The 19,053-nt window shown below is 75.4% G+C and carries 16 protein-coding genes and 1 riboswitch; of the genes, 10 read left to right on the forward strand and 6 right to left on the reverse strand.

Annotated elements, in window-relative coordinates:
* Positions 1-311 precede the first annotated feature (311 nt).
* Both ypfJ and ACWC97_RS25595 read left to right on the forward strand, forming a co-directional pair.
* Positions 312-1,202, forward strand: coding sequence for a KPN_02809 family neutral zinc metallopeptidase (gene ypfJ, locus ACWC97_RS25590; protein WP_352281286.1), 891 nt, complete (start codon positions 312-314; stop codon positions 1,200-1,202).
* 83 nt (positions 1,203-1,285) lie between these two features.
* Positions 1,286-1,699, forward strand: a complete 414-nt coding sequence (locus ACWC97_RS25595) for a VOC family protein (RefSeq protein ID WP_385211566.1) — start codon at positions 1,286-1,288, stop codon at positions 1,697-1,699.
* Between the two features lie 43 nt (positions 1,700-1,742).
* Here the strand turns inward: ACWC97_RS25595 and ACWC97_RS25600 are convergent, their stop codons facing one another.
* The 3 genes from ACWC97_RS25600 to ACWC97_RS25610 all read right to left on the reverse strand — a co-directional run bounded on the left by ACWC97_RS25600 (position 1,743) and on the right by ACWC97_RS25610 (position 5,190).
* Complete coding sequence (locus ACWC97_RS25600) at positions 1,743-3,041, reverse strand: hypothetical protein (protein ID WP_352275112.1); 1,299 nt, start codon at positions 3,039-3,041, stop codon at positions 1,743-1,745.
* 295 nt (positions 3,042-3,336) lie between these two features.
* The gene (locus tag ACWC97_RS25605) at positions 3,337-4,464 is read right to left on the reverse strand and encodes an alpha/beta hydrolase (RefSeq protein WP_352275095.1); all 1,128 of its coding nucleotides are present in this window, start codon (positions 4,462-4,464) and stop codon (positions 3,337-3,339) included.
* 66 nt (positions 4,465-4,530) lie between these two features.
* Positions 4,531-5,190, reverse strand: a complete 660-nt coding sequence (locus ACWC97_RS25610; protein WP_352275111.1) for a class II aldolase/adducin family protein — start codon at positions 5,188-5,190, stop codon at positions 4,531-4,533.
* 226 nt (positions 5,191-5,416) lie between these two features.
* Here ACWC97_RS25610 and ACWC97_RS25615 point away from each other — a divergent pair, with 226 nt between their 5' ends.
* The 7 genes from ACWC97_RS25615 to ACWC97_RS25645 all read left to right on the forward strand — a co-directional run bounded on the left by ACWC97_RS25615 (position 5,417) and on the right by ACWC97_RS25645 (position 13,980).
* Positions 5,417-6,721 carry an anion permease gene (locus ACWC97_RS25615; protein ID WP_450651797.1) on the forward strand — a complete coding sequence of 435 codons (1,305 nt, stop codon included), beginning with the start codon at positions 5,417-5,419 and terminating at the stop codon, positions 6,719-6,721.
* Positions 6,722-6,753: 32 nt separating this feature from the next.
* Complete coding sequence (locus tag ACWC97_RS25620; protein ID WP_352275093.1) at positions 6,754-6,984, forward strand: hypothetical protein; 231 nt, start codon at positions 6,754-6,756, stop codon at positions 6,982-6,984.
* A 151-nt stretch (positions 6,985-7,135) separates the two neighbouring features.
* Positions 7,136-7,264, forward strand: a riboswitch (cobalamin riboswitch).
* A 139-nt stretch (positions 7,265-7,403) separates the two neighbouring features.
* Entirely contained in the window at positions 7,404-8,390 is a 987-nt protein-coding gene (locus ACWC97_RS25625) for a cobalamin biosynthesis protein (protein ID WP_352275092.1), read from the forward strand.
* Positions 8,387-9,949, forward strand: coding sequence for a cobyric acid synthase (locus ACWC97_RS25630; RefSeq protein WP_450651798.1), 1,563 nt, complete (start codon positions 8,387-8,389; stop codon positions 9,947-9,949). The genes ACWC97_RS25625 and ACWC97_RS25630 overlap by 4 nt, the downstream gene beginning before the upstream one ends.
* The gene (locus ACWC97_RS25635; protein ID WP_450651800.1) at positions 9,946-11,988 is read left to right on the forward strand and encodes a putative cobaltochelatase; all 2,043 of its coding nucleotides are present in this window, start codon (positions 9,946-9,948) and stop codon (positions 11,986-11,988) included. The genes ACWC97_RS25630 and ACWC97_RS25635 overlap by 4 nt, the downstream gene beginning before the upstream one ends.
* On the forward strand, positions 11,988-12,587 hold the full coding sequence (gene cobO, locus ACWC97_RS25640; RefSeq protein ID WP_352275089.1) for a cob(I)yrinic acid a,c-diamide adenosyltransferase: 600 nt from the start codon (positions 11,988-11,990) through the stop codon (positions 12,585-12,587). Before ACWC97_RS25635 ends, cobO begins: the two co-directional genes overlap by 1 nt.
* 22 nt (positions 12,588-12,609) lie before the next feature.
* Positions 12,610-13,980: a cobyrinate a,c-diamide synthase gene (locus ACWC97_RS25645; RefSeq protein ID WP_450651802.1), complete on the forward strand. Its 1,371-nt coding sequence runs from the start codon at positions 12,610-12,612 to the stop codon at positions 13,978-13,980.
* Between the two features lie 11 nt (positions 13,981-13,991).
* Here the strand turns inward: ACWC97_RS25645 and ACWC97_RS25650 are convergent, their stop codons facing one another.
* Complete coding sequence (locus ACWC97_RS25650) at positions 13,992-14,714, reverse strand: ZIP family metal transporter (RefSeq protein WP_352275087.1); 723 nt, start codon at positions 14,712-14,714, stop codon at positions 13,992-13,994.
* Between the two features lie 94 nt (positions 14,715-14,808).
* On the opposite strand from ACWC97_RS25650, the gene cobC reads away from it, so the two are divergent.
* Positions 14,809-16,311, forward strand: a complete 1,503-nt coding sequence (cobC, locus tag ACWC97_RS25655; RefSeq protein WP_352275086.1) for an Rv2231c family pyridoxal phosphate-dependent protein CobC — start codon at positions 14,809-14,811, stop codon at positions 16,309-16,311.
* A gap of 45 nt (positions 16,312-16,356) precedes the next feature.
* Here the strand turns inward: cobC and ACWC97_RS25660 are convergent, their stop codons facing one another.
* Entirely contained in the window at positions 16,357-17,502 is a 1,146-nt protein-coding gene (locus ACWC97_RS25660) for an SCO1860 family LAETG-anchored protein (protein WP_352275085.1), read from the reverse strand.
* Positions 17,503-17,856: 354 nt separating this feature from the next.
* Positions 17,857-18,957, reverse strand: coding sequence for an amidohydrolase family protein (locus ACWC97_RS25665; RefSeq protein ID WP_450651805.1), 1,101 nt, complete (start codon positions 18,955-18,957; stop codon positions 17,857-17,859).
* Positions 18,958-19,053: the final 96 nt, after the last annotated feature.

Here is a 19,053-nt window from a genome sequence, read left to right on the forward strand (position 1 = left end):
TGGAGATACGGAAGGAGGCGGACTCGATGAGGATGCGGGCGCCGGCACGCAGCTCGATGCCGGAGGCGGTGATCACGGTAATACTCCAGGGCGGTTGGACGGCTTACGGGACGAGGGCGGAGATGTCTCGACGCCGCTAATGCACAAGGAGAATTGCCATGGGGCCATTCTACTGGCGGTGTGCAACTGCTTTTCCGCGTGCTTCCCGGCAGCCACCCGGGGTGGCCGCCGCACGGCCGGAAGGCGGCGCGGCGTGACCTGTCCGATACTCGGCGGAGGCGGGACCAGAGCGCGGAGCGGAAGGCGGGACCATGCAGTTCGACGACGATGCCGGTCTGGACACGTCCGAGGTCCAGGACGCGCGCGGCAGCCGGATCCCGGGCGGCAGGGCCACGGTGGGCGGCGGCGTCGTCGGGCTCGTCGCGCTGCTGCTGGGGCTGTTCTTCGGCGTCGGCCCCGAGGAGCTCGGGCTCTCGTCGGGCGGGCCGACCACGGCGCCGACCTCGTCCACCGCCGCCCAGGTGGAGCGGGACTGCCGGACCGGGCGGGACGCGAACACCCGGGAGGACTGCCGGACCGTGGCGGTGGTCAACAGCGTGCAGGACTACTGGAAGCAGGAGTTCCGGCAGCGCGGGGCCACGTACACGCCGTCCCGGACGGTCCTGTTCAGTGACCGGATCAACACCGCGTGCGGCGCCGCGAGCTCGGCGGTCGGGCCGTTCTACTGCCCCGGTGACCGGCAGGTCTATCTGGACCTGGGCTTCTTCGACGAGCTGCGGACGAAGTTCGGCTCCAGCGGCGGCCCCTTCGCCCAGGCCTATGTCGTCGCCCACGAGTACGGCCACCACGTGCAGGACCTGATGGGGACGCTCGGGCGGGCGCAGGACGGCCGGACCGGCGCGAACAGCAACGCGGTCCGGGTGGAGCTCCAGGCGGACTGCTACGCCGGGATCTGGGCCCACCACGCGACGACCACGCCCGACGGGGCGACCGGGCGACCGCTGCTCACCTCGCTGACCACGGCGGACGTCCGGGACGGGCTCGACGCGGCGGCCGCGGTCGGTGACGACCGGATCCAGGAGAAGTTCCAGGGCCGGGTCACCCCGGAGTCCTGGACGCACGGTTCGGCCGCCCAGCGCCGGCAGTGGTTCACCACCGGCTACCGCGACGGGGACCTCGCCTCCTGCGACACCTTCCGCTGAGCGCCGCCGGGCCACTGTCGGTGCCCGGTGGAAGACTGGGCGGCGGATCACTGTGAGGACGTGGCGCAGGAGAGGTGAGTGCGGTGGCGAACGCGGCGGCCGGAGTTCCGACCATCTACCCGACGATTCTGTACGAGGACGCGCAGGCGGCGATCAGGACGCTGACGGAGGCGTTCGGCTTCGTCCGGGAGGCGGTGTACGAGGGCGAGGACGGCGCGGTGCTCCACGCCGAGCTGTCCTGCGGCAACGGCAGGGTGATGCTGGGCTCCAAGGGGCGCGACGGCGTCTTCTCCCGGGCGATGCGGGACGCGGGCCCCGTCGGCGTCTACGTCGTGGTCGAGGAGATCGACGCGCACCACGCCAGAGCGGTGGAGCACGGGGTGGAGATCCTGATGCCGCCCACCGACCAGGACTACGGCTCACGGGACTACATGGCGCGGGACGCCGAGGGCAACGTCTGGAGCTTCGGTACGTACGCGCCGGGGTCGGCGGGCTGACGGCCGCCGGGCGGGCCCGAGCGCGCTCGGGCCCGCCGCGCGGTCAGGCGCCGCCGGTGTGCACCTGGAACGCGGCCCGGCGCACCGCCTTGGCCAGCGCCGGATCCGGGTGGGCGGCGGCCAGCGCCACCAGTACCTGCACGGTGCGCGGATGGCCGACGGCCCGTACCTCCTCCAGGAGGGCCGGGACCGTGCCCTGGACGGCGGAGTCGAGGTGGCGGACCAGCAGCCCGGTCTCGCCGTGGTCGGCGACGGCCGCAGCGGTGTCGACCCAGAGCCAGGTGGCCTCTTCGCGGCTGAGGACGTCGGGGGCGTCCTCGGGGTCGGTGCCGTCGTACTCGGCCAGCCAGAGCAGCGCGTAGGGGCGCAGCGAGGCGTCGGCGAGCACGGCGCGGACCTCGGGCTCGGCGGGGGCGCCCACGACCCGGAGCGCCTCGAAGGCGAGCCCGCGCAGGAGGGCGTCCTCGCCCCGGGCCACGTCGAGGAGTTCGGCGACGGCGCTGCCGACCGGGCGGGCGGCCAGCCAGGCCCGGTACTCGTCGCGGGCCGGGCCCGGGGTGAGCCTCGCGCAGCCGAGCAGCATGTCGGCGGCGGACTGCTCGATGTTCCCGGCCGGGCTCTGGGCGGCGACGCAGATCTGCTCCAGCTTGACCCAGACCGCCCAGTTGCCGAGCGGGGTGAGGGTGGCGTGTCCGGTGCCGAGGGTGAGCGCGCCGACGGCGGCCAGTCCGTCGAGGGCCCAGTCGAGCAGGGCGGCCGGGTCGGCGGGCGGGGCGGGCTCGGCCGGTCCGGGCAGCGGCTGCGGCCCGTACGGCACCTCGCAGCGCTCCTCGCGGAGTTCGGCGACGCGCTGGGCGAGCAGGTCCAGCAGGGCGGGGACGGTGACCGGGCCCGCCGAGAGCTGGAGGAGGGAGAGGACCTGGGGCACCGCCTCGACGGCCTCGGCGGCGGCCGTGGACTCCAGGCCCGCGGGCGCCGGGTGGACGAGCGACCAGGCGTCGAAGAGCGCCACCCAGCCGCGGAGCACGGCGGAGTCGTCGCGGTCCCAGGCACGCAGCCGCCAGCCGGGGCGTGCGGTGTCGCCGTGCAGTTCGACCAGGCCGGCGAGCCTGGCCCGGTCCCAGCCGGAGCGCACCTGTGCCGGGGACAGTTCGAGGGCGGCCGCGGCGCGTTGGAGCGCCTGGGCGGCCAGCGGTGGCGCGCCGGGGGTCGCGCCGTCGGCGGCCCACCGGGCGATCCGTACGGCGTCGGCGAGGGCGGCCCTGGCCTGGCGGGCCAGTTCCGACCGGGGTGGGGTGCCCTCGGGCGGGCGGGGGGCCGGCCTGGTGCGCCGGGTGGTCACGGCCTTGCGGGCGGTGGCAAGGGGTCGCGGGCGGACAAGTCGCAGCCTGGAGTCGCGCGGGTTACGGGACGTCACGGGTAGCAGTCTTGCCCCTGACGGCCCGAAAGCCCAAACGGAACCCGGATTCCCGGGACGGCGATCCCGGTCCGGGCCTGGGACAATGAGGCGTTTACCCTCTCCCATCCGGTCACATCGCGGGGATCCGGGGGCGCCTCACGGATCTTGCGCCGGGCGGACCGGAAGCCCCGGTCCGGGGCCGGTTCGCGGGGAGGACGGGCCGCCCTCCCCGGCCGGGTCACATCAGGGGGACCAGGAAGCGGCGCAGGGTCTCCTCGTAGCGGGCCGGGTCGGCGTTCCACATCGCCGCGTGCGGTGCCTGCGGGACGGTGTGCAGGGCGATCAGGTCGGGGCGGCGGGCGGCGAGGTCGCGGGTCGGCTGCCAGGGGGCGAGCTGGTCGTCCGGGCCGTGGAAGACCAGGGTGGGGGTGCGCAGGGAGCGGGCGACGGATTCGTCCAGCAGCCGGCCGCCGTGCACCCCGGTCTGGCCCTCGGCGGCGCGCTGCGCGAGCGGCAGCAGGAAGGCCGGGACGCCGCGGGCGACGGCCAGGGCGCGCAGGGTGGCGTTCCAGTCCAGGACCGGGGAGTCCAGGACGAGTCCGGAGATCCGGTCGCGCAGGGCGGAGCCGACGGCCGCGTGCAGCGCCATCGAGGCGCCGGTGGACCAGCCGTGCAGGACGACGTCGCGGGCGCCGTGGCGCACGGCGAAGCGGATCGCCGCGTCCAGGTCGCGCCATTCGGACTCGCCGAGGTGGACGAGGCCGTCGGGCGAGCGCGGGGCCCCGGCGTCGCCGCGGTGGGCGAGGTCGAGCACGGGCAGCCGCAGCCCGTTCAGGAAGCCCATGAGGTTCATGGGGTGTTCCCGGGTGGTGCCGAGGCCGTGCACGGTGATGACCCAGGTGTCGCGGGCGCCGGGCACGAACCAGGCGGGCAGGGCGCCGAGTTCGCCGGGGATCTCGACCTCCTCGTGGGCGAGGCCGAGGGCGCGGGAGGGGTCGCCGCTGAACAGCTGCGGGGTCACCCGGACCTTGTCGCCGGGCTCCAGGGTGCCCCGGTCCACGCGTTCCAGTCGGCGGACGACGGTGTCGGGGGCGGCGTGGGCGTTCTCGATCACCGGGCCGACCACGGCGTGGACGTCGTCGCCGACCAGTCCGTACGTGCCGGGACGCAGGGCGGTGAAGGAGCGGGTGAGGGTGACCTGGCCGGCCGCCGTGGCGTGGACGGTGAGTCGGCGGTCGGCGGGGAGCGGGCGCCCCGCGGGGGCCCGCAGGGCGACGTCGCTGGCGTACCGGCCGGCCGCGACCGCCGCCGCGCCGACGCCGAGGACCGTGGTGACGGCTGCTGCCGTGATCGTTGCCGGGCGCACGGCCCCAGTCTCGTGGCGGCGGGGGCGCGCTGCCAGCGGACGGGGCCGTGTGCTGGGCCGGTCGGGTCAGCCCGGCTGTCCGTATCCCTTGAGCGCCTCGCCCACCTCGTCCAGCTGGTCCGGGGTGAGCAGGCTCGGGGTGTGTCCGGGGACGGAGCTCGCGGCGAGCCAGAGGCGGCAGAGCCATTCGAGCTGGGCGGTCCGGTCGTACGCCTGGTCCAGGGTGGCCCCGTAGGTGACGGTGCCGTGGTTGCGGAGCAGGCAGCCGGTGCGGTCCCGGAGGGCGGTAAGCATGTACTCGGCCAGTTCGGGGGTGCCGTAGCGGGCGTAGGCGGCGACGCGGACGGGGCCGCCGAGCATGGCGGCTGCGTAGTGGACCGGGGGGATCTCGGCGACCAGGGTGGAGACGGCCGTGGCGTGCACCGCGTGGGTGTGGACGACGGCGGCGGCGTCCGTGTTCCGGTAGACGGCGAGGTGGAGCGGGAGTTCGCTGGTCGGGACCAGGTCGCCGAAGAGGCGGTTGCCGTCCGGATCGACGCCCACGGCGTCCTCGGGGCGCAGCCGGTCGTAGGGCACTCCGCTGGGGGTGACGAGGATGGTGGAGCCGACCCGGGCCGACACGTTTCCCGACGTCCCGACGACGAGCCCCTCGGCCGCCGTCCGCCGCGCGGTGGCGACGACCCCGTCCCACGCCCGTCCGATCGCGTCACATTGCTGATCGCTCATGCGCCGAAGCTGATCGCTCATGGACCGATCCTGTCAGCCCTGGGGAGCGATGGGTACAGGGCCGGGCGGACCACCGCGTTCCGCCTTCCGGGGAACACACCTCGAACAGAAACGGAACGCCGTGACTCCGGTTGGAGTCACCACAGTGCCCTCCCCAGTTCATCTTCCGTTTACCCAGGTTGCCTACGGTCCACATGCCAATGACGTCGAACGATTGCCTGGGTAAATGGAACACATCACGCTGCTCCTCGCGATTGTGATCGTGACAGCTCTAGTGTTCGATTTCACGAACGGTTTCCACGACACCGCGAACGCGATGGCGACCACCATCTCGACCGGTGCACTCAGACCGAAGACCGCGGTGGCCATGTCCGCCGTTCTCAATCTCGTCGGCGCGTTCCTGTCGGTGGAGGTCGCCAAGACGATCTCCGGCGGGATCGTCAACGAGGACGGGTTGCGCACAGAAGTGATCTTCGCGGCACTCGTCGGCGCCATCCTCTGGAATCTGCTGACCTGGCTGGTCGGGCTGCCCTCCAGCTCGTCGCACGCCCTGTTCGGCGGTCTGATCGGCGCGGCCGTGATGTCGGCGGGCTGGTCGTCCGTCAACGGCGGCACCGTCGTCACCAAGGTGCTGCTCCCCGCGGTCGCCGCCCCGATCGTCGCCGGTGTCGCCGCGCTGCTGGCCACCCGGCTGACGTACCGGATCGGCGGGAAGATCCGCGACGAGGCCCAGGAGAAGGCCACCGCCAAGGGCTACCGGGCCGGCCAGATCGCCTCGGCCGGGCTGGTCTCCCTCGCCCACGGCACCAATGACGCGCAGAAGACCATGGGCATCATCACGCTGGCCCTGGTCACCGGCGGGGTCCTGCACCCCGGGGCCAACCCGCCGGTCTGGGTGATCGTCTCCGCCGGTCTCGCCATCGCGCTCGGCACCTACCTGGGCGGCTGGCGCATCATCCGCACCATGGGCAGCGGCCTCACCGACCTCAAGCCGCCGCAGGGCTTCGCCGCCCAGACCAGCGCGGCCACGGTCATCCTGGCCTCCTCGCACCTCGGCTTCTCGCTCTCCACCACGCAGTCGTGCTCCGGCGCCGTGATGGGCGCGGGCCTCGGCCGCCAGGGCGGTGTGGTCCGCTGGTCCACCGCCACCCGGATGTTCGTCGCCTGGGGCCTGACCCTGCCGGCCGCCGGTCTGGTCGGCGCGGGCGCGGAGCTGCTCACCAAGCAGGGCACCTGGGGCGTCGTCGTGGTCGCGGCCCTGCTGGTCCTGGGCTCCGGCTCGATCTGGCTGCTCTCCCGCCGCAAGCCGGTCGGCCACGACGACGTCGCCCCGGGGTCCGGGGCCCCGGCGCCGGTCCCCGCCGAGCCCGCCGGTGTCGTCACCACGGCCATCGCCGCCGTCAGCCCGCCGCCCACCACCGCGGCCCAGGCCGCCACCACCCCCGCCGCCGCCCCGGCCGCGGCCGTCGTGACCGCCCTCCCGGTCACGCCCAAGGCCCCTCAGGACCCGGCGCAGCCCGCCGCCGTCTGACCGGTCCCGCACCGACCGTCTAAGGAATCAGCATGAAAATCGACTGGGCGGCCCTCGGCTCCGTCTTCGGTGTCTCCCTCGTGGTCACCGTCGCGCTGGTGGGTCTCTTCACCCTGGGCATCGTCGGCCTCTCCAAGCAGCCCGAACCGGCTGCGCAGGGCGGCTCCGGCGGCTCGCCGCTGCTGGCCCGCGCCGGCGCGTACGCCTGCTTCGCGCTCTGCGCGGCGGCCGTCGGGTACGGCATCTTCCTGATCGTCGCCTGACCCGCCCCGCGCACGCCCGCATCGGGCCGGACACCCCCGGGTGCCCGGCCCGATGTGCGTCTCGGCACACTGCCCCGCCGCAGGTCAACGGCAGGTTGACGGGCCTTCGCGGGGCATGGTGGACTGCCGGAGCCAATTACGGCGACAGCAGAGGAAGCCGGTGCGAATCCGGCGCGGTCCCGCCACTGTCACCGGGGAGCGGTCCCCCACACCGGACGTCACGGCGCGCGCGAGCGGGCTGGAAGGCCGGGGGCCCCGCGGATCCGGGAGCCAGGAGACTCTCGTCGCCGGTCACGTCGAACCAGGGCGCGGACCCTGAGTGAGGACATATCGCCATGCCCGGCCGCCATGCGCCCGCCGTCCCAGGCCCCGATGCCTTCCGTACGAGAGTCCGCCGCGGCGCGACGGCCGGCTGAGCCGTGCGAGCCGACCGCATCTTCGCGTACGGCGCCACCGCCGGTCTCCTCGGCGACCTGCTGCTCGGTGACCCCCGCAGGGGCCACCCGGTCGCCGCCTTCGGGCGGGCCGCGGCGGGCGTCGAGCGCCGCCTGTGGCACGACCACCGCGGCTGGGGCGCGCTGCACACCCTGATCTGCGCCGGAGCCGCCGTGGGCGGTGGTGCGGTGGCCGCCCGCGCGGTGCGCCGCAGCCCCGCCGCCTCCGTGGCGCTGACCGCCGCCGCCACCTGGTCCGTCGTCGGCGGCACCTCCCTGGGCCGGGAGGCGCGGGCCATCGGCGGCGCGCTGGAGGCCGGTGACATCGCCCTGGCCCGGGAGCGGCTGCCGCATCTGTGCGGGCGCGACCCGCAGTCCCTGGACGGCCCGCAGATCGCCCGTGCCGTGGTGGAGTCCGTGGCGGAGAACACCTCGGACGCCGTGGTCGGCGCCCTGGTGTGGGGCGCGGTGGCCGGGGTTCCCGGGCTGGCCGGGTTCCGGGCCGTCAACACCCTCGACGCCATGGTCGGCCACAGGTCGCCACGGCTGCGCCGGTACGGCTGGGCCTCGGCCCGCCTCGACGACCTCGCGGGCTGGCCCGGCGCCCGGCTCACCGCCCTGCTCGCGGTGGCGGCCGGGGGCCGCCCCCGGGACGCGCTGCACGCCTGGCGGGCCGATGCCGCCAGACATCCCAGCCCGAACGCGGGTCCGGTGGAGGCCGCGTTCGCCGGGGCGCTCGGCGTACGGCTGGGCGGGACCCTCGCGTACGGCGGCCGGGTCGAACACCGCCCGGTGCTCAACGGGGAGCGCGGCAGGGCCGTGGAGGGCGCGGACATCGAACGCGCGGTGCGGCTGTCGCGGCGGGTCGGCGCGCTGGCCCTCGGCGTGTGCGTGGCGGGGCGGCTCGGTGCCGGCCTCGCCGCACGACGGATCGCCGCGCGGCGGACCGGTACCGGACGGAGGAGCGCATGAGCGGCGGACTGCTGGTCGCCGGAACCACCTCGGACGCGGGCAAGAGCGTCGTCACCGCGGGCATCTGCCGCTGGCTGGTGCGCCGGGGCGTGAAGGTGGCGCCCTTCAAGGCGCAGAACATGTCGTTGAACTCGTTCGTCACCCGCGAGGGCGCCGAGATCGGGCGCGCCCAGGCCATGCAGGCGCAGGCCGCCCGCGTCGAGCCGGCCGCGCTGATGAACCCGGTCCTGCTGAAGCCCGGCGGCGACCGCTCCAGCCAGGTCGTCCTGATGGGGAGGCCGGTCGGCGAGATGAGCGCGCGCGGCTACCACGGCGGCCGGCAGGAGGCCCTGTTCGGCACGGTCACCGACTGCCTGGAGCAGCTGCGGGCCACGTACGACGCGGTGATCTGCGAGGGGGCGGGCAGCCCGGCCGAGATCAACCTGCGGCGCACCGACATCGTGAACATGGGCATCGCGCGGGCGGCGGACTTCCCGGTGGTGGTGGTCGGCGACATCGACCGGGGCGGCGTCTTCGCGTCGTTCTTCGGTACGACCGCGCTGCTGGCCCCCGAGGACCAGGCGCTGGTCGCGGGCTATCTGGTGAACAAGTTCCGCGGTGACGTGTCGTTGCTGGAGCCCGGTCTGGACATGCTGCGCGGGCTGACCGGGCGGCCGACGTACGGGGTGCTGCCCTTCGCCCACGGGCTCGGCATCGACGAGGAGGACGGGCTGCGGGTCTCGCTGCGCGGGGCGGTGCGCGAGTCGGCCGTCGCACCGCCGCACGGCGAGGACGTGCTGCGGGTCGCGGTGTGCGCGGTGCCGCTGATGTCGAACTTCACGGATGTGGACGCGCTGGCCGCCGAACCCGGGGTCGTCGTCCGGTTCGTGGACCGGGCCGAGGAGCTGTCCGACGCCGACCTGGTCGTGGTGCCGGGCACCCGGGGCACGGTCAAGGCGCTGGCCTGGCTCCGGGAGCGCGGACTCGCCGACGCGCTGGCGCGGCGCGCGGCCGCGGGCCGGCCGGTCCTCGGCATCTGCGGCGGCTTCCAGCTGCTGGGCGAGCACATCGAGGACGAGGTGGAGTCCCGGGCCGGCCGCGTCGAGGGCCTCGGTCTGCTGCCCGTGCGCGTCCGCTTCGACCGGGAGAAGACCCTGGCCCGGCCGGTCGGCGAGGCGCTCGGCGCCCCCGTGGAGGGGTACGAGATCCACCACGGGGTGGCGGACGTCCTCGGCGGCGAGCCGTTCCTGGACGGCTGCCGGGTGGGGGCGGTGTGGGGCACCCACTGGCACGGCTCGCTGGAGAGCGACGCGTTCCGCCGCCGCTTCCTGGCCGAGGTGGCGCGGGCCGCCGGCCGGCGTTTCGTCCCCGCCCCCGACACCTCCTTCGGCGCGCTGCGCGAGGAGCAGCTGGACCGGCTCGGCGACCTGATCGAGGAGCACGCCGACACCGACGCGCTGCTCCGGCTCATCGAGTCGGGCGCGCCGCCGGGGCTCCCGTTCGTCCCGCCCGGGGCGCCCGGCGGCGCCCTGCCTCATCCCCGTACATCCGCGAAAGACGCAGGAGGGACCGCCCAGTGAGTACGCATTTCCCGTTCACCGCCGTCGTCGGGCAGCAGGACCTGCAGCTCGCCCTGTTGCTCAACTCCGTCTCGCCGGCCATCGGCGGGGTGCTGGTGCGGGGCGAGAAGGGCACCGCGAAGAGCACCGCCGTACGCGCGCTGTCGGCGCTGCTGCCGCCGGTGGCCGTCATGCCGAGGTGCCGGTTCTCCTGCGATCCGGCGGCGGCCGACCCGGCGTGTCCGGACGGCCCGCACGAGCCGGGGGCCGGTGTGTCGCGGGACGCCCGGATGGTGGAGCTGCCGGTCGGCGCGTCGGAGGACCGGCTCGTGGGGGCGCTCGACATCGAGCGGGCGCTCGCCGAGGGCGTGAAAGCGTTCGAGCCGGGGCTGCTGGCCGACGCGCACCGGGGCATCCTCTACGTCGACGAGGTCAACCTGCTCCACGACCACCTGGTGGACCTGCTGCTGGACGCGGCCGCCATGGGCGCGTCGTACGTGGAGCGGGAGGGCGTCTCGGTCCGGCACGCGGCGCGTTTCCTGCTGGTCGGGACGATGAACCCGGAGGAGGGCGAGCTGCGGCCGCAGCTGCTGGACCGGTTCGGGCTGACCGTCGAGGTCGCCGCGTCCCGGGAGACCGACCAGCGGGTCGAGGTGGTGCGGCGGCGGCTGGCGTACGACGACGACCCGGCGGGGTTCGCGGCCGGCTGGGCCGGGGAGGAGGAGGCGCTGCGGGCGAGGATCGCCGCCGCGCGGGCGCTGCTGCCCGCGGTGGTCCTCGGCGACGCGCCGCTGCGGCAGATCGCCGCGACCTGCGCCGCCTTCGAGGTCGACGGGATGCGCGCGGACATCGTGATGGCGCGGACGGCCACGGCGCTGGCCGCCTGGGCGGGGCGTACGGAGGTGCTCGCCGAGGACGTGCGGCAGGCGGCGCTGCTCGCCCTCCCGCACCGGCGGCGGCGCAACCCCTTCGACGCGCCGGGGCTCGACGAGGAGAAGCTGGACGACACGCTGGAGCGGAACGGCGGGGACGACGATCCGGACCCGGACGGCCCGGACGGCGGCGGCCGGCCGCCGCGGGACGACGGCCCGGGCACGCCGCAGGACCCCGGGCAGGGCGCCGACGACACGCCCGGCCCCTCCGTACCGGAGCAGGGCCAGGGCCAGGAGCGGGGCCAGGAGCAGGGCCGGCCGTCCGGGGGCGGCGAGCAGCGCCCGGTGGGCGCCACCGAGCCGTTCCGTACGAAGACGCTGAGCGTCCCCGGCCTGGGCGAGGGCGCGGCGGGGCGGCGCTCCCGGGCCCGTACCGAGCACGGGCGCACCACCGGCGCGCGACGCCCGGAGGGCGCCCTGACCAAGTTGCACCTGGCCGCGACGGTCCGGGCCGCCGCCCCGCACCAGCGGGCGCGCGGCCGGTCGGGGCGCGGGCTGGTGGTCCGGCGGGACGATCTGCGGCAGGCGACGCGGGAGGGGCGCGAGGGGAACCTGGTGCTCTTCGTGGTGGACGCCTCCGGGTCGATGGCGGCCCGGCAGCGGATGGCGGCCGTGAAGGGCGCGGTGCTGTCGCTGCTGCTCGACGCGTACCAGCGGCGGGACAAGGTCGGGCTGGTCACCTTCCGGGGCCGGGACGCCGAGGTGGTGCTGCCGCCGACGTCGTCGGTGGACGCGGCGGCGGCCCGGCTGGAGCTGCTGCCGACCGGTGGGCGCACCCCGGTCGCGGCCGGGCTGCTGAAGGCCCATGAGGTGCTGCGGGTGGAGCGGCTGCGCGATCCCTCGCGCCGTCCGCTGCTGGTCGTGGTGACCGACGGGCGGGCGACCGGCGGCCCCGGGCCGGTGGCGCTGGCGTCCCGGGCGGCGCGGCTGCACGCCGCGGAGGGCGTCGCCTCGGTCGTCGTGGACTGCGAGTCGGGGCCGGTGCGGCTCGGGCTCGCGGCCGAGCTGGCCCGGGATCTCGGCGGCACCGCCGTGACCCTGGACGAGCTGCGGGCCGATGCGATCACCGGACTCGTCAAGGGCGTCCGGGAAGCGGGCAAGAGGGACATCACCAGGAGGGCCGCGTAATGCCGCAGGGACAGCCGACCACCGTGCCGGACGACGGGCTCACCACCCGTCAGCGCCGCAACCGGCCGCTGCTGATGGTGCACACCGGCATCGGCAAGGGGAAGTCGACGGCGGCCTTCGGGATGGCGCTGCGCGCCTGGAACCAGGGCTGGCCCGTCGGGGTCTTCCAGTTCGTCAAGTCGGCGAAGTGGAAGGTCGGCGAGGAGAACGCGCTGAAGGTCCTCGGCGCGAGCGGCGAGGGCGGCTCCGTCGCCTGGCACAAGATGGGCGAGGGCTGGTCGTGGGTCCAGCGCGACGGCCAGCAGGACAACGAGGAGGCGGCGCGCGAGGGCTGGGAGCAGATCAAGCGCGACCTGGCCGCCGAGACGTACCGGCTGTACGTCCTCGACGAGTTCGCCTACCCGCTGCACTGGGGGTGGGTCGACACCGCCGAGGTGGTCGAGGTGCTGCGCGCCCGTCCCGGCACCCAGCACGTGGTGATCACCGGCCGCAACGCGCCGCGGGAGCTGCTGGACGCGGCGGATCTGGTGACCGAGATGTCCAAGGTCAAGCACCCGATGGACGCCGGTCAGAAGGGTCAGCGGGGCATCGAATGGTGAGCTCCGCCCCGGGGGTCCCCCGGTGAACGTGCCACGTCTGGTGATCGCCGCGCCCTCCTCGGGCAGCGGCAAGACCACCGTCGCGACGGGGCTGATGGCGGCCTTCGCGGGGCGCGGCCTGGCCGTCTCCCCGCACAAGGTCGGGCCCGACTACATCGACCCCGGCTACCACACGCTGGCCACCGGGCGGCCGGGGCGCAATCTCGACGCCTACATGTGCGGCCCCGGCCTGGTCGCCCCGCTGTTCGCGCACGGGGCGGCCGGGTGCGACCTGGCGGTGGTCGAGGGCGTGATGGGGCTGTACGACGGGGCGTCGGGCCAGGGCGAACTGGCGTCGACGGCCCAGGTGTCGAAGCTGCTGCGGGCGCCCGTGGTGCTGGTCGTCGACGCGTCCTCGCAGTCCCGGTCGGTGGCGGCGCTGGTGCACGGCTTCGCGTCGTGGGACCCGCGGGTGCGGATCGGCGGGGTGATCCTCAACAAGGTCGGTTCGCAGCGCCACGAGGAGCTGCTGCGGGACGCGCTGGACGAGTCGGGGCTGCCGGTGCTGGGGGTGCTGCGGCGGGCCGAGCGGGTGGCGGTGCCCTCGCGCCATCTGGGGCTGGTGCCGGTGGCCGAGCGGCGCGGCGACGCGGTGGGCGCGGTCGGGGCGATGCGCGAACAGGTGGAGGCGGGGTGCGACCTGGAGGCGCTGATGACGCTGGCCCGGTCCGCGCCCCCGCTGCCGGACGGCGGATGGGACGCGGCGGAGGCGGTCGGCGGCCGCGGCGGTCCGGTCGTCGGGCGGGGCGGGGCGGCCCCGGTGGTCGCGGTGGCCTCCGGTGCCGCGTTCACCTTCTCGTACGCCGAGAACACCGAGCTGCTGGCGGCCGCCGGGGCCGAGGTCGTGCCGTTCGACCCGCTGCGCGACGAGAAGCTGCCCGAGGGGACCCGGGGGCTGGTCGTCGGCGGGGGCTTCCCCGAGGTGTACGCGGCCGAGCTGTCGGCCAACACGGCGCTGCGGGAGGCCGTCGCGGGGCTCGCCGGGTCCGGGGCGCCGGTGGCGGCCGAGTGCGCGGGGCTGCTGTACCTGGCGCGTTCGCTGGACGGGCTGCCGATGTGCGGGGTCCTGGACGCGGAGGCCCGGATGACGAAGCGGCTGACGCTGGGCTACCGGGAGGCGGTGGCGGTCTCGGACAGCGTGCTGGCGGCGCCCGGCACCCGGGTGCGCGGCCACGAGTTCCACCGCACGGTGCTGGAGCCGGGCGCCGGTCCCGAACCGGCCTGGGGCATGCACCTGCCGGAGCGGCGCGTCGAGGGCTTCGTACGGGGCGGGGTGCACGCCAGCTATCTGCACACGCACTGGGCCCCCGAGCCGGGGATGGCCCGCCGGTTCGTCGAGCGGTGCGCGCGGTGACGGGCGGACGCTCAGTCCGCGATCCCCACCACCAGCCAGATGAAGCCGACCCCGGCCACCGTGCACAGCAGGGTGGAGCGGGCCGGGTGCTCGTGGTGCGCCTCGGGAAGGATCTCGGCGGCGGCGAGATAGAGCAGGGCGCCGCCGAAGAAGCCGAGATAGCAGCCGAGGAGTTCCGCCGGGAGGGTGAACAGCAGGGTCGTCGCGGCGCCGGCCATCGGGGCCAGGGCGTCCGCGAACAGCATGAGCAGGGCCTTGCGGCGGGCGTTCCCGTACAGGCTGGTGATCGTGTACGTGTTGAAGCCGTCGGCGAAGTCGTGGGTGATGACGGCGAGCGCCACGGTGGCGCCCATGCCGGCGCCCACCTGGAAGGCGGCGCCGAGGGCGACGCCGTCCATCAGGCTGTGGCCGACCATCGCGGCCGCCGCCGTGAGCCCGACCTGCGGCACCCGTCCCTCGCCCGCGCCGTGCGCCGCCCGGCGCACCGCGAGCAGCCGCTCGACGAGATGGGCGACGAGGAAGCCTCCGACGAAGAGCAGCAGGGCGGCCGGCACCCCGAAGACGGGCCCGCCCGCCGCCTCGACCGCCTCCGGCAGCAGGTCCAGGCCGACCACGCCGAGCATCAGCCCCCCGGCGAAACCGAGCACCAGATGACGGCGGTCGGTGACGCGCTGGGCCACCCAGCCGCCCAGCAGGGTCATCAGGAACGCGCCGAACGCGACGAACACCGCCATGGGCCCTTGCTAGCCGATCACCCCCGGTACGCGCATCCCAGCGCCGCCCGATCCCCGCTTCCGGATCTCCCGCCCTTTCGAGAGGAACCGTTCCATGTCCGAAGCCGTCGGCGCCGCCGCGGTGTTGCCGTCCGCGCCGCTCACCGTCGGGGTCGGCGCCTCCCGGGGCGCGCCCGCCGAGGAGATCCTCGGACTGGTCCGGGACGCCCTGCGGGAGGCCGGGCTCTCCCCGCGGGGCGTCGCGGAGCTGGCGACCGTGGACAGCAAGGCCGAGGAGCCGGGCATCGTCGCCGCGGCGCTGGCGCTCGGGGTGCCGTTGCGCACGTATCCGGCCGAGGAGCTGGCCCGGGTCGCGGTGGGCGGCCGGTCCGGTGCGGCGCTGGCCGCCGTGGGGACGGCCTCGGTGGCGGAGGCCGCCGCGCTCGTGGCGGGGGGCGAGCTGGTGGTGCCGAAGCGGAAGTCGGCGCCCCGGGGGCGGGTGCCGATGGCGACCTGCGCGGTGGCCCGCCGCGCCCCGGACGCCGCCGCCCCGTCCGGCACCGCGCCGGACCCGCACGATCTGCGTCACCACGGCGACGCGGAGGTACGGGGCGGGGAGCTGACCGATCTCGCCGTCAACGTACGGGCCGGTACTCCCCCGGTCTGGCTGCGGGAGCGGATCGCCGCGTCGCTGGCCTCGCTGGCCGCGTACCCGGACGGCCGGGCGGCGCGGGCGGCGGTGGCGGCCCGGCACGGGCTGCCGGTGGAGCGGACGCTGCTGACCTCGGGGGCGGCGGAGGCGTTCGTGCTGCTGGCGCGGGCGCTGCCGGTGCGCCGCCCGGTGGTGGTCCACCCGCAGTTCACCGAGCCGGAGGCGGCGCTGCGCGCGGCCGGGCACCGGGTGGAGCGGGTGCTGCTGCGGGCCGGGGACGGCTTCCGGCTGGACCCCTCGGCGGTGCCCGAGGAGGCGGATCTGGTGGTGGTCGGCAATCCGACCAACCCCACCTCGGTGCTGCATCCGGCGGCGCTGCTGGAGCGGCTGGCCCGGCCAGGCCGGTTCCTGGTGGTCGACGAGGCGTTCATGGACGCGGTGCCGGGCGAGAGGGAAGCGCTCGCGGGGCGCACGGACATCCCGGGGCTGGTGGTGCTGCGGAGCCTCACCAAGACCTGGGGGCTCGCGGGGCTGCGGATCGGTTACGTACTGGCGGAGCCGGGGACCGTACGGGTACTGGCGCGGGCGCAGCCGCTGTGGCCGGTGTCGGCCCCGGCGCTGACGGCCGCCGAGGCGTGCGTGGAGCCGTGGGCCCTGGCGGAGGCGGCGGAGGCGGCGGAGCGGATCGCGGTGGACCGGGACCATCTGGTGGCGGGGCTGCGGGGGGTCGACGGGGTGCGGGTGGTGGAGCCGGCCGAGGGGCCGTTCGTCCTGCTGCGGCTGGAGGGGGCGGCCGAGGTACGGGAGCGGCTGCGGGAGCTGGGCTTCGCGGCGCGGCGCGGCGACACGTTCCCCGGGCTCGGCCCCGAGTGGCTGCGGCTGGCGGTGCGCGACCGGGCCACCACCGACCGTTTTCTCGCGGCGTTCGGCCGGGCGGTGCGGGGGCCGGGCGCGGCGGCGGGCTGAGGGGCCGCCGCGCCCGGTGTTCCGGTGCGGGTGCGGGGTGCGGGGTCAGCCGCGGGCGCGGGCCCGGCGCCTGGTGAGCATCACCGCCCCGCCGCCGGCGGCCAGCAGCACGGCGGCGCCGCCCGCGATGTAGGGGGTGGAGGAGGAGCTGCCGGTCTCCGCGAGGCTGGTGTCGCCGGCCGGGGCGTGGCCGGTGCCGGTCTGCGGCTTCACCCCGTCGCCGCCGGTGCCGCTGTCGCCGGAGCCGCCGGTGCCGTGGTGGCCGCCGGTCGACCCGGCCGTGGCGCCGCCGCTGGTGGGGCCGCCGCTGGAACTCCCGTTGCTGGAGCCGCTGTTGTCGCCGCCCCCGGTCGTCGTCCCGCCGTTGCCGCCGGAGCCTCCGGTGCCGCCCGAACCCCCGGTGCTGGAACCTCCGTTGCTCGTTCCCCCGTTGCTCGTGCCGCCGTTGCTCGTGCCACCGGTGTTGCCGCCGCCGCCCGGCTTCGGCGTCTCGCAGGTGGCCTCCACCAGTGAGACCTCGCCCTGGACCTCGGCGACGTTCAGGTTGAGCGGGTTGACGGAGACCTTGAGGCGCAGTGCGGTCGCGGCGGCGGTGCGTGAGGTGGTGTCCGTCTTCGAGAGGTCGAGGGTCACCTCGCCGACGCCCGGCACGGCGACCCGGGTGGTGCCGCCGGCGCCGAGCTCGATCCGCTTGCCGAGGACCGTGACGTGCCCCAGGACGTTCGACTCGGCGACCGGCTTGCGGCCCGCCTCGCAGACCGCCCTGGACGTGACCTTCTCCACCTCGATCAACGGGAGCGCCCGCAGCCCGGGGACGTGGACCCGGGCCTTGACCACATTGCTGTAGCCCTCGGCGCGGTGCCGGTCGGCGGTGGCCTTCGCGGTGGCCACGTCGGCGGCGAGGAGGCTGACCGGCCGGTTGCCGTCCACCCCGTCGACCCGGACGCGCAGCGCGGTGCTGTCCGCGTCGGCGGGCGCCTGCACCGCGTTGAGCGAGGTCCTGAGCGGTACGTCGACCGTCTTGTTCAGGAGCGAGACGTCGAGCGAGGCACGGAGCACGGCCGCGCTCGCCTTCCCGCCGCCGGTGGCCGTGGTGGTCGCGGGCTCGGCCTGGGCCGGAACGGCGGCCAGCAGGGCGACGGGAGCGACGGCGACGGCCAGGGCGGCGAGTCGGAAGGTGTTGCTGTTCAAGGTGGTGGAACCCCCACATGAGACATGGAGCCACCGGCGCCCTCCCATGGGGGACATGGAGGGTTCCGGCGGCCTCGACCCCGAAAGCTTTACGCACGGAGGGTGAACTCGCGGACACCTGACGTGAGTTCACTCCAAAGGGGGGTTTCCGCGCCTGTATTCGAATATCTCGGTACGTGCGTTCCTCCGGTTCACCCGAACCGCCGAGCGCGGACGGCGCGGCCGTCGAACACGCCGGTGCACATGCGGGGCACGCACGGACACGCACGGAAGTGCCTCAACGACGACAGCCGCATTCCGGACACGGCCCGTCAACCCGGCGATCCCGGCGGCGGACCGCCGGCCGGCCGCCCCTCAGCCGATCACCCGCCCGTTCAGCACCACCCGGCGCGGCCCGGCGAGGACCCGTACGTCCGCCCGCGGGTCCTCGTCGTACACCACCAGGTCCGCCGGAGCCCCCTCCTCCAGGCCCGGCCGCCCCAGCCACCGCCGGGCGCCCCAGGTCGTCGCGGAGAGCGCGTCCAGCGGCGGGATGCCCGCCTTCACCAGCTCGGCGACCTCGTCCGCCACCAGTCCGTGGGCAAGCACCCCGCCCGCGTCGGTGCCGGTGAAGACCGGGATCCCGGCGTCGTACGCGGCGCGGACCGTGTCGTAGCGCCGCTCGTGCAGCCGCCGCATATGGGCCGACCAGCGGGGGAACTTGGCCTCGCCGCCGTTCGCGAGCGCCGGGAAGGTGGCGATGTTGACCAGGGTGGGAACGATCGCGACGCCGCGCTCGGCGAAGAGCGGAATGGTGTCCTCGGTGAGGCCGGTGGCGTGCTCCACGCAGTCGATCCCGGCCTCCACCAGATCGCGCAGCGAGTCCTCGGCGAAGCAGTGCGCGGTGACCCGGGCACCGAGCCGGTGCGCCTCGGCGATGGCCGCCTCGACCGCCCCGCGCGGCCAGCAGGCGGTCAGGTCGCCCACGCCCCGGTCGATCCAGTCGCCGACCAGCTTCACCCAGCCGTCGCCGCGCCGCGCCTCCTGCCCGACGTACGCCACCAGCTCGTCCGGCTCGATCTCGTGGGCGTAGTTCCGGGTGTACCGCCGGGGCCGGGCGATGTGCCGGCCCGCCCGGATGATCTTCGGCAGGTCCTCGCGGTCGTCGATCCACCGGGTGTCGGCCGGGGAGCCCGCGTCCCGCAGCAGCAGCGCGCCCGCCTCCCGGTCGGCCAGCGCCTGCCGCTCGCTGGTGGCCGCGTCCACGGCGCCGTGGAGGTCGAGCCCGACATGGCAGTGCGCGTCCACCAGCCCCGGCAGCGCCCAGCCGGTGACGGTCACCGCCCCGTCGGCCCCGGCCGGCCTCTCGTACGTGATCCGGCCGCCCTCCACCCAGAGTTCGTCCCGGACGTCCTCGGGGCCGACGAGCACCCGCCCCTTCACGTGCAGCACCTGCGAAGCCTTGTGATCACTCATGGGCAGCACTGTACGAGGCGGCCTCAAAGGCCCTCGGTACGCTTCGACGAGAGAACCGTCCGCACGCGCCACCGCGCGCCGAACCGATCCGAGCCG

The organism is Streptomyces sp. NPDC001108 (genome assembly GCF_053598535.1).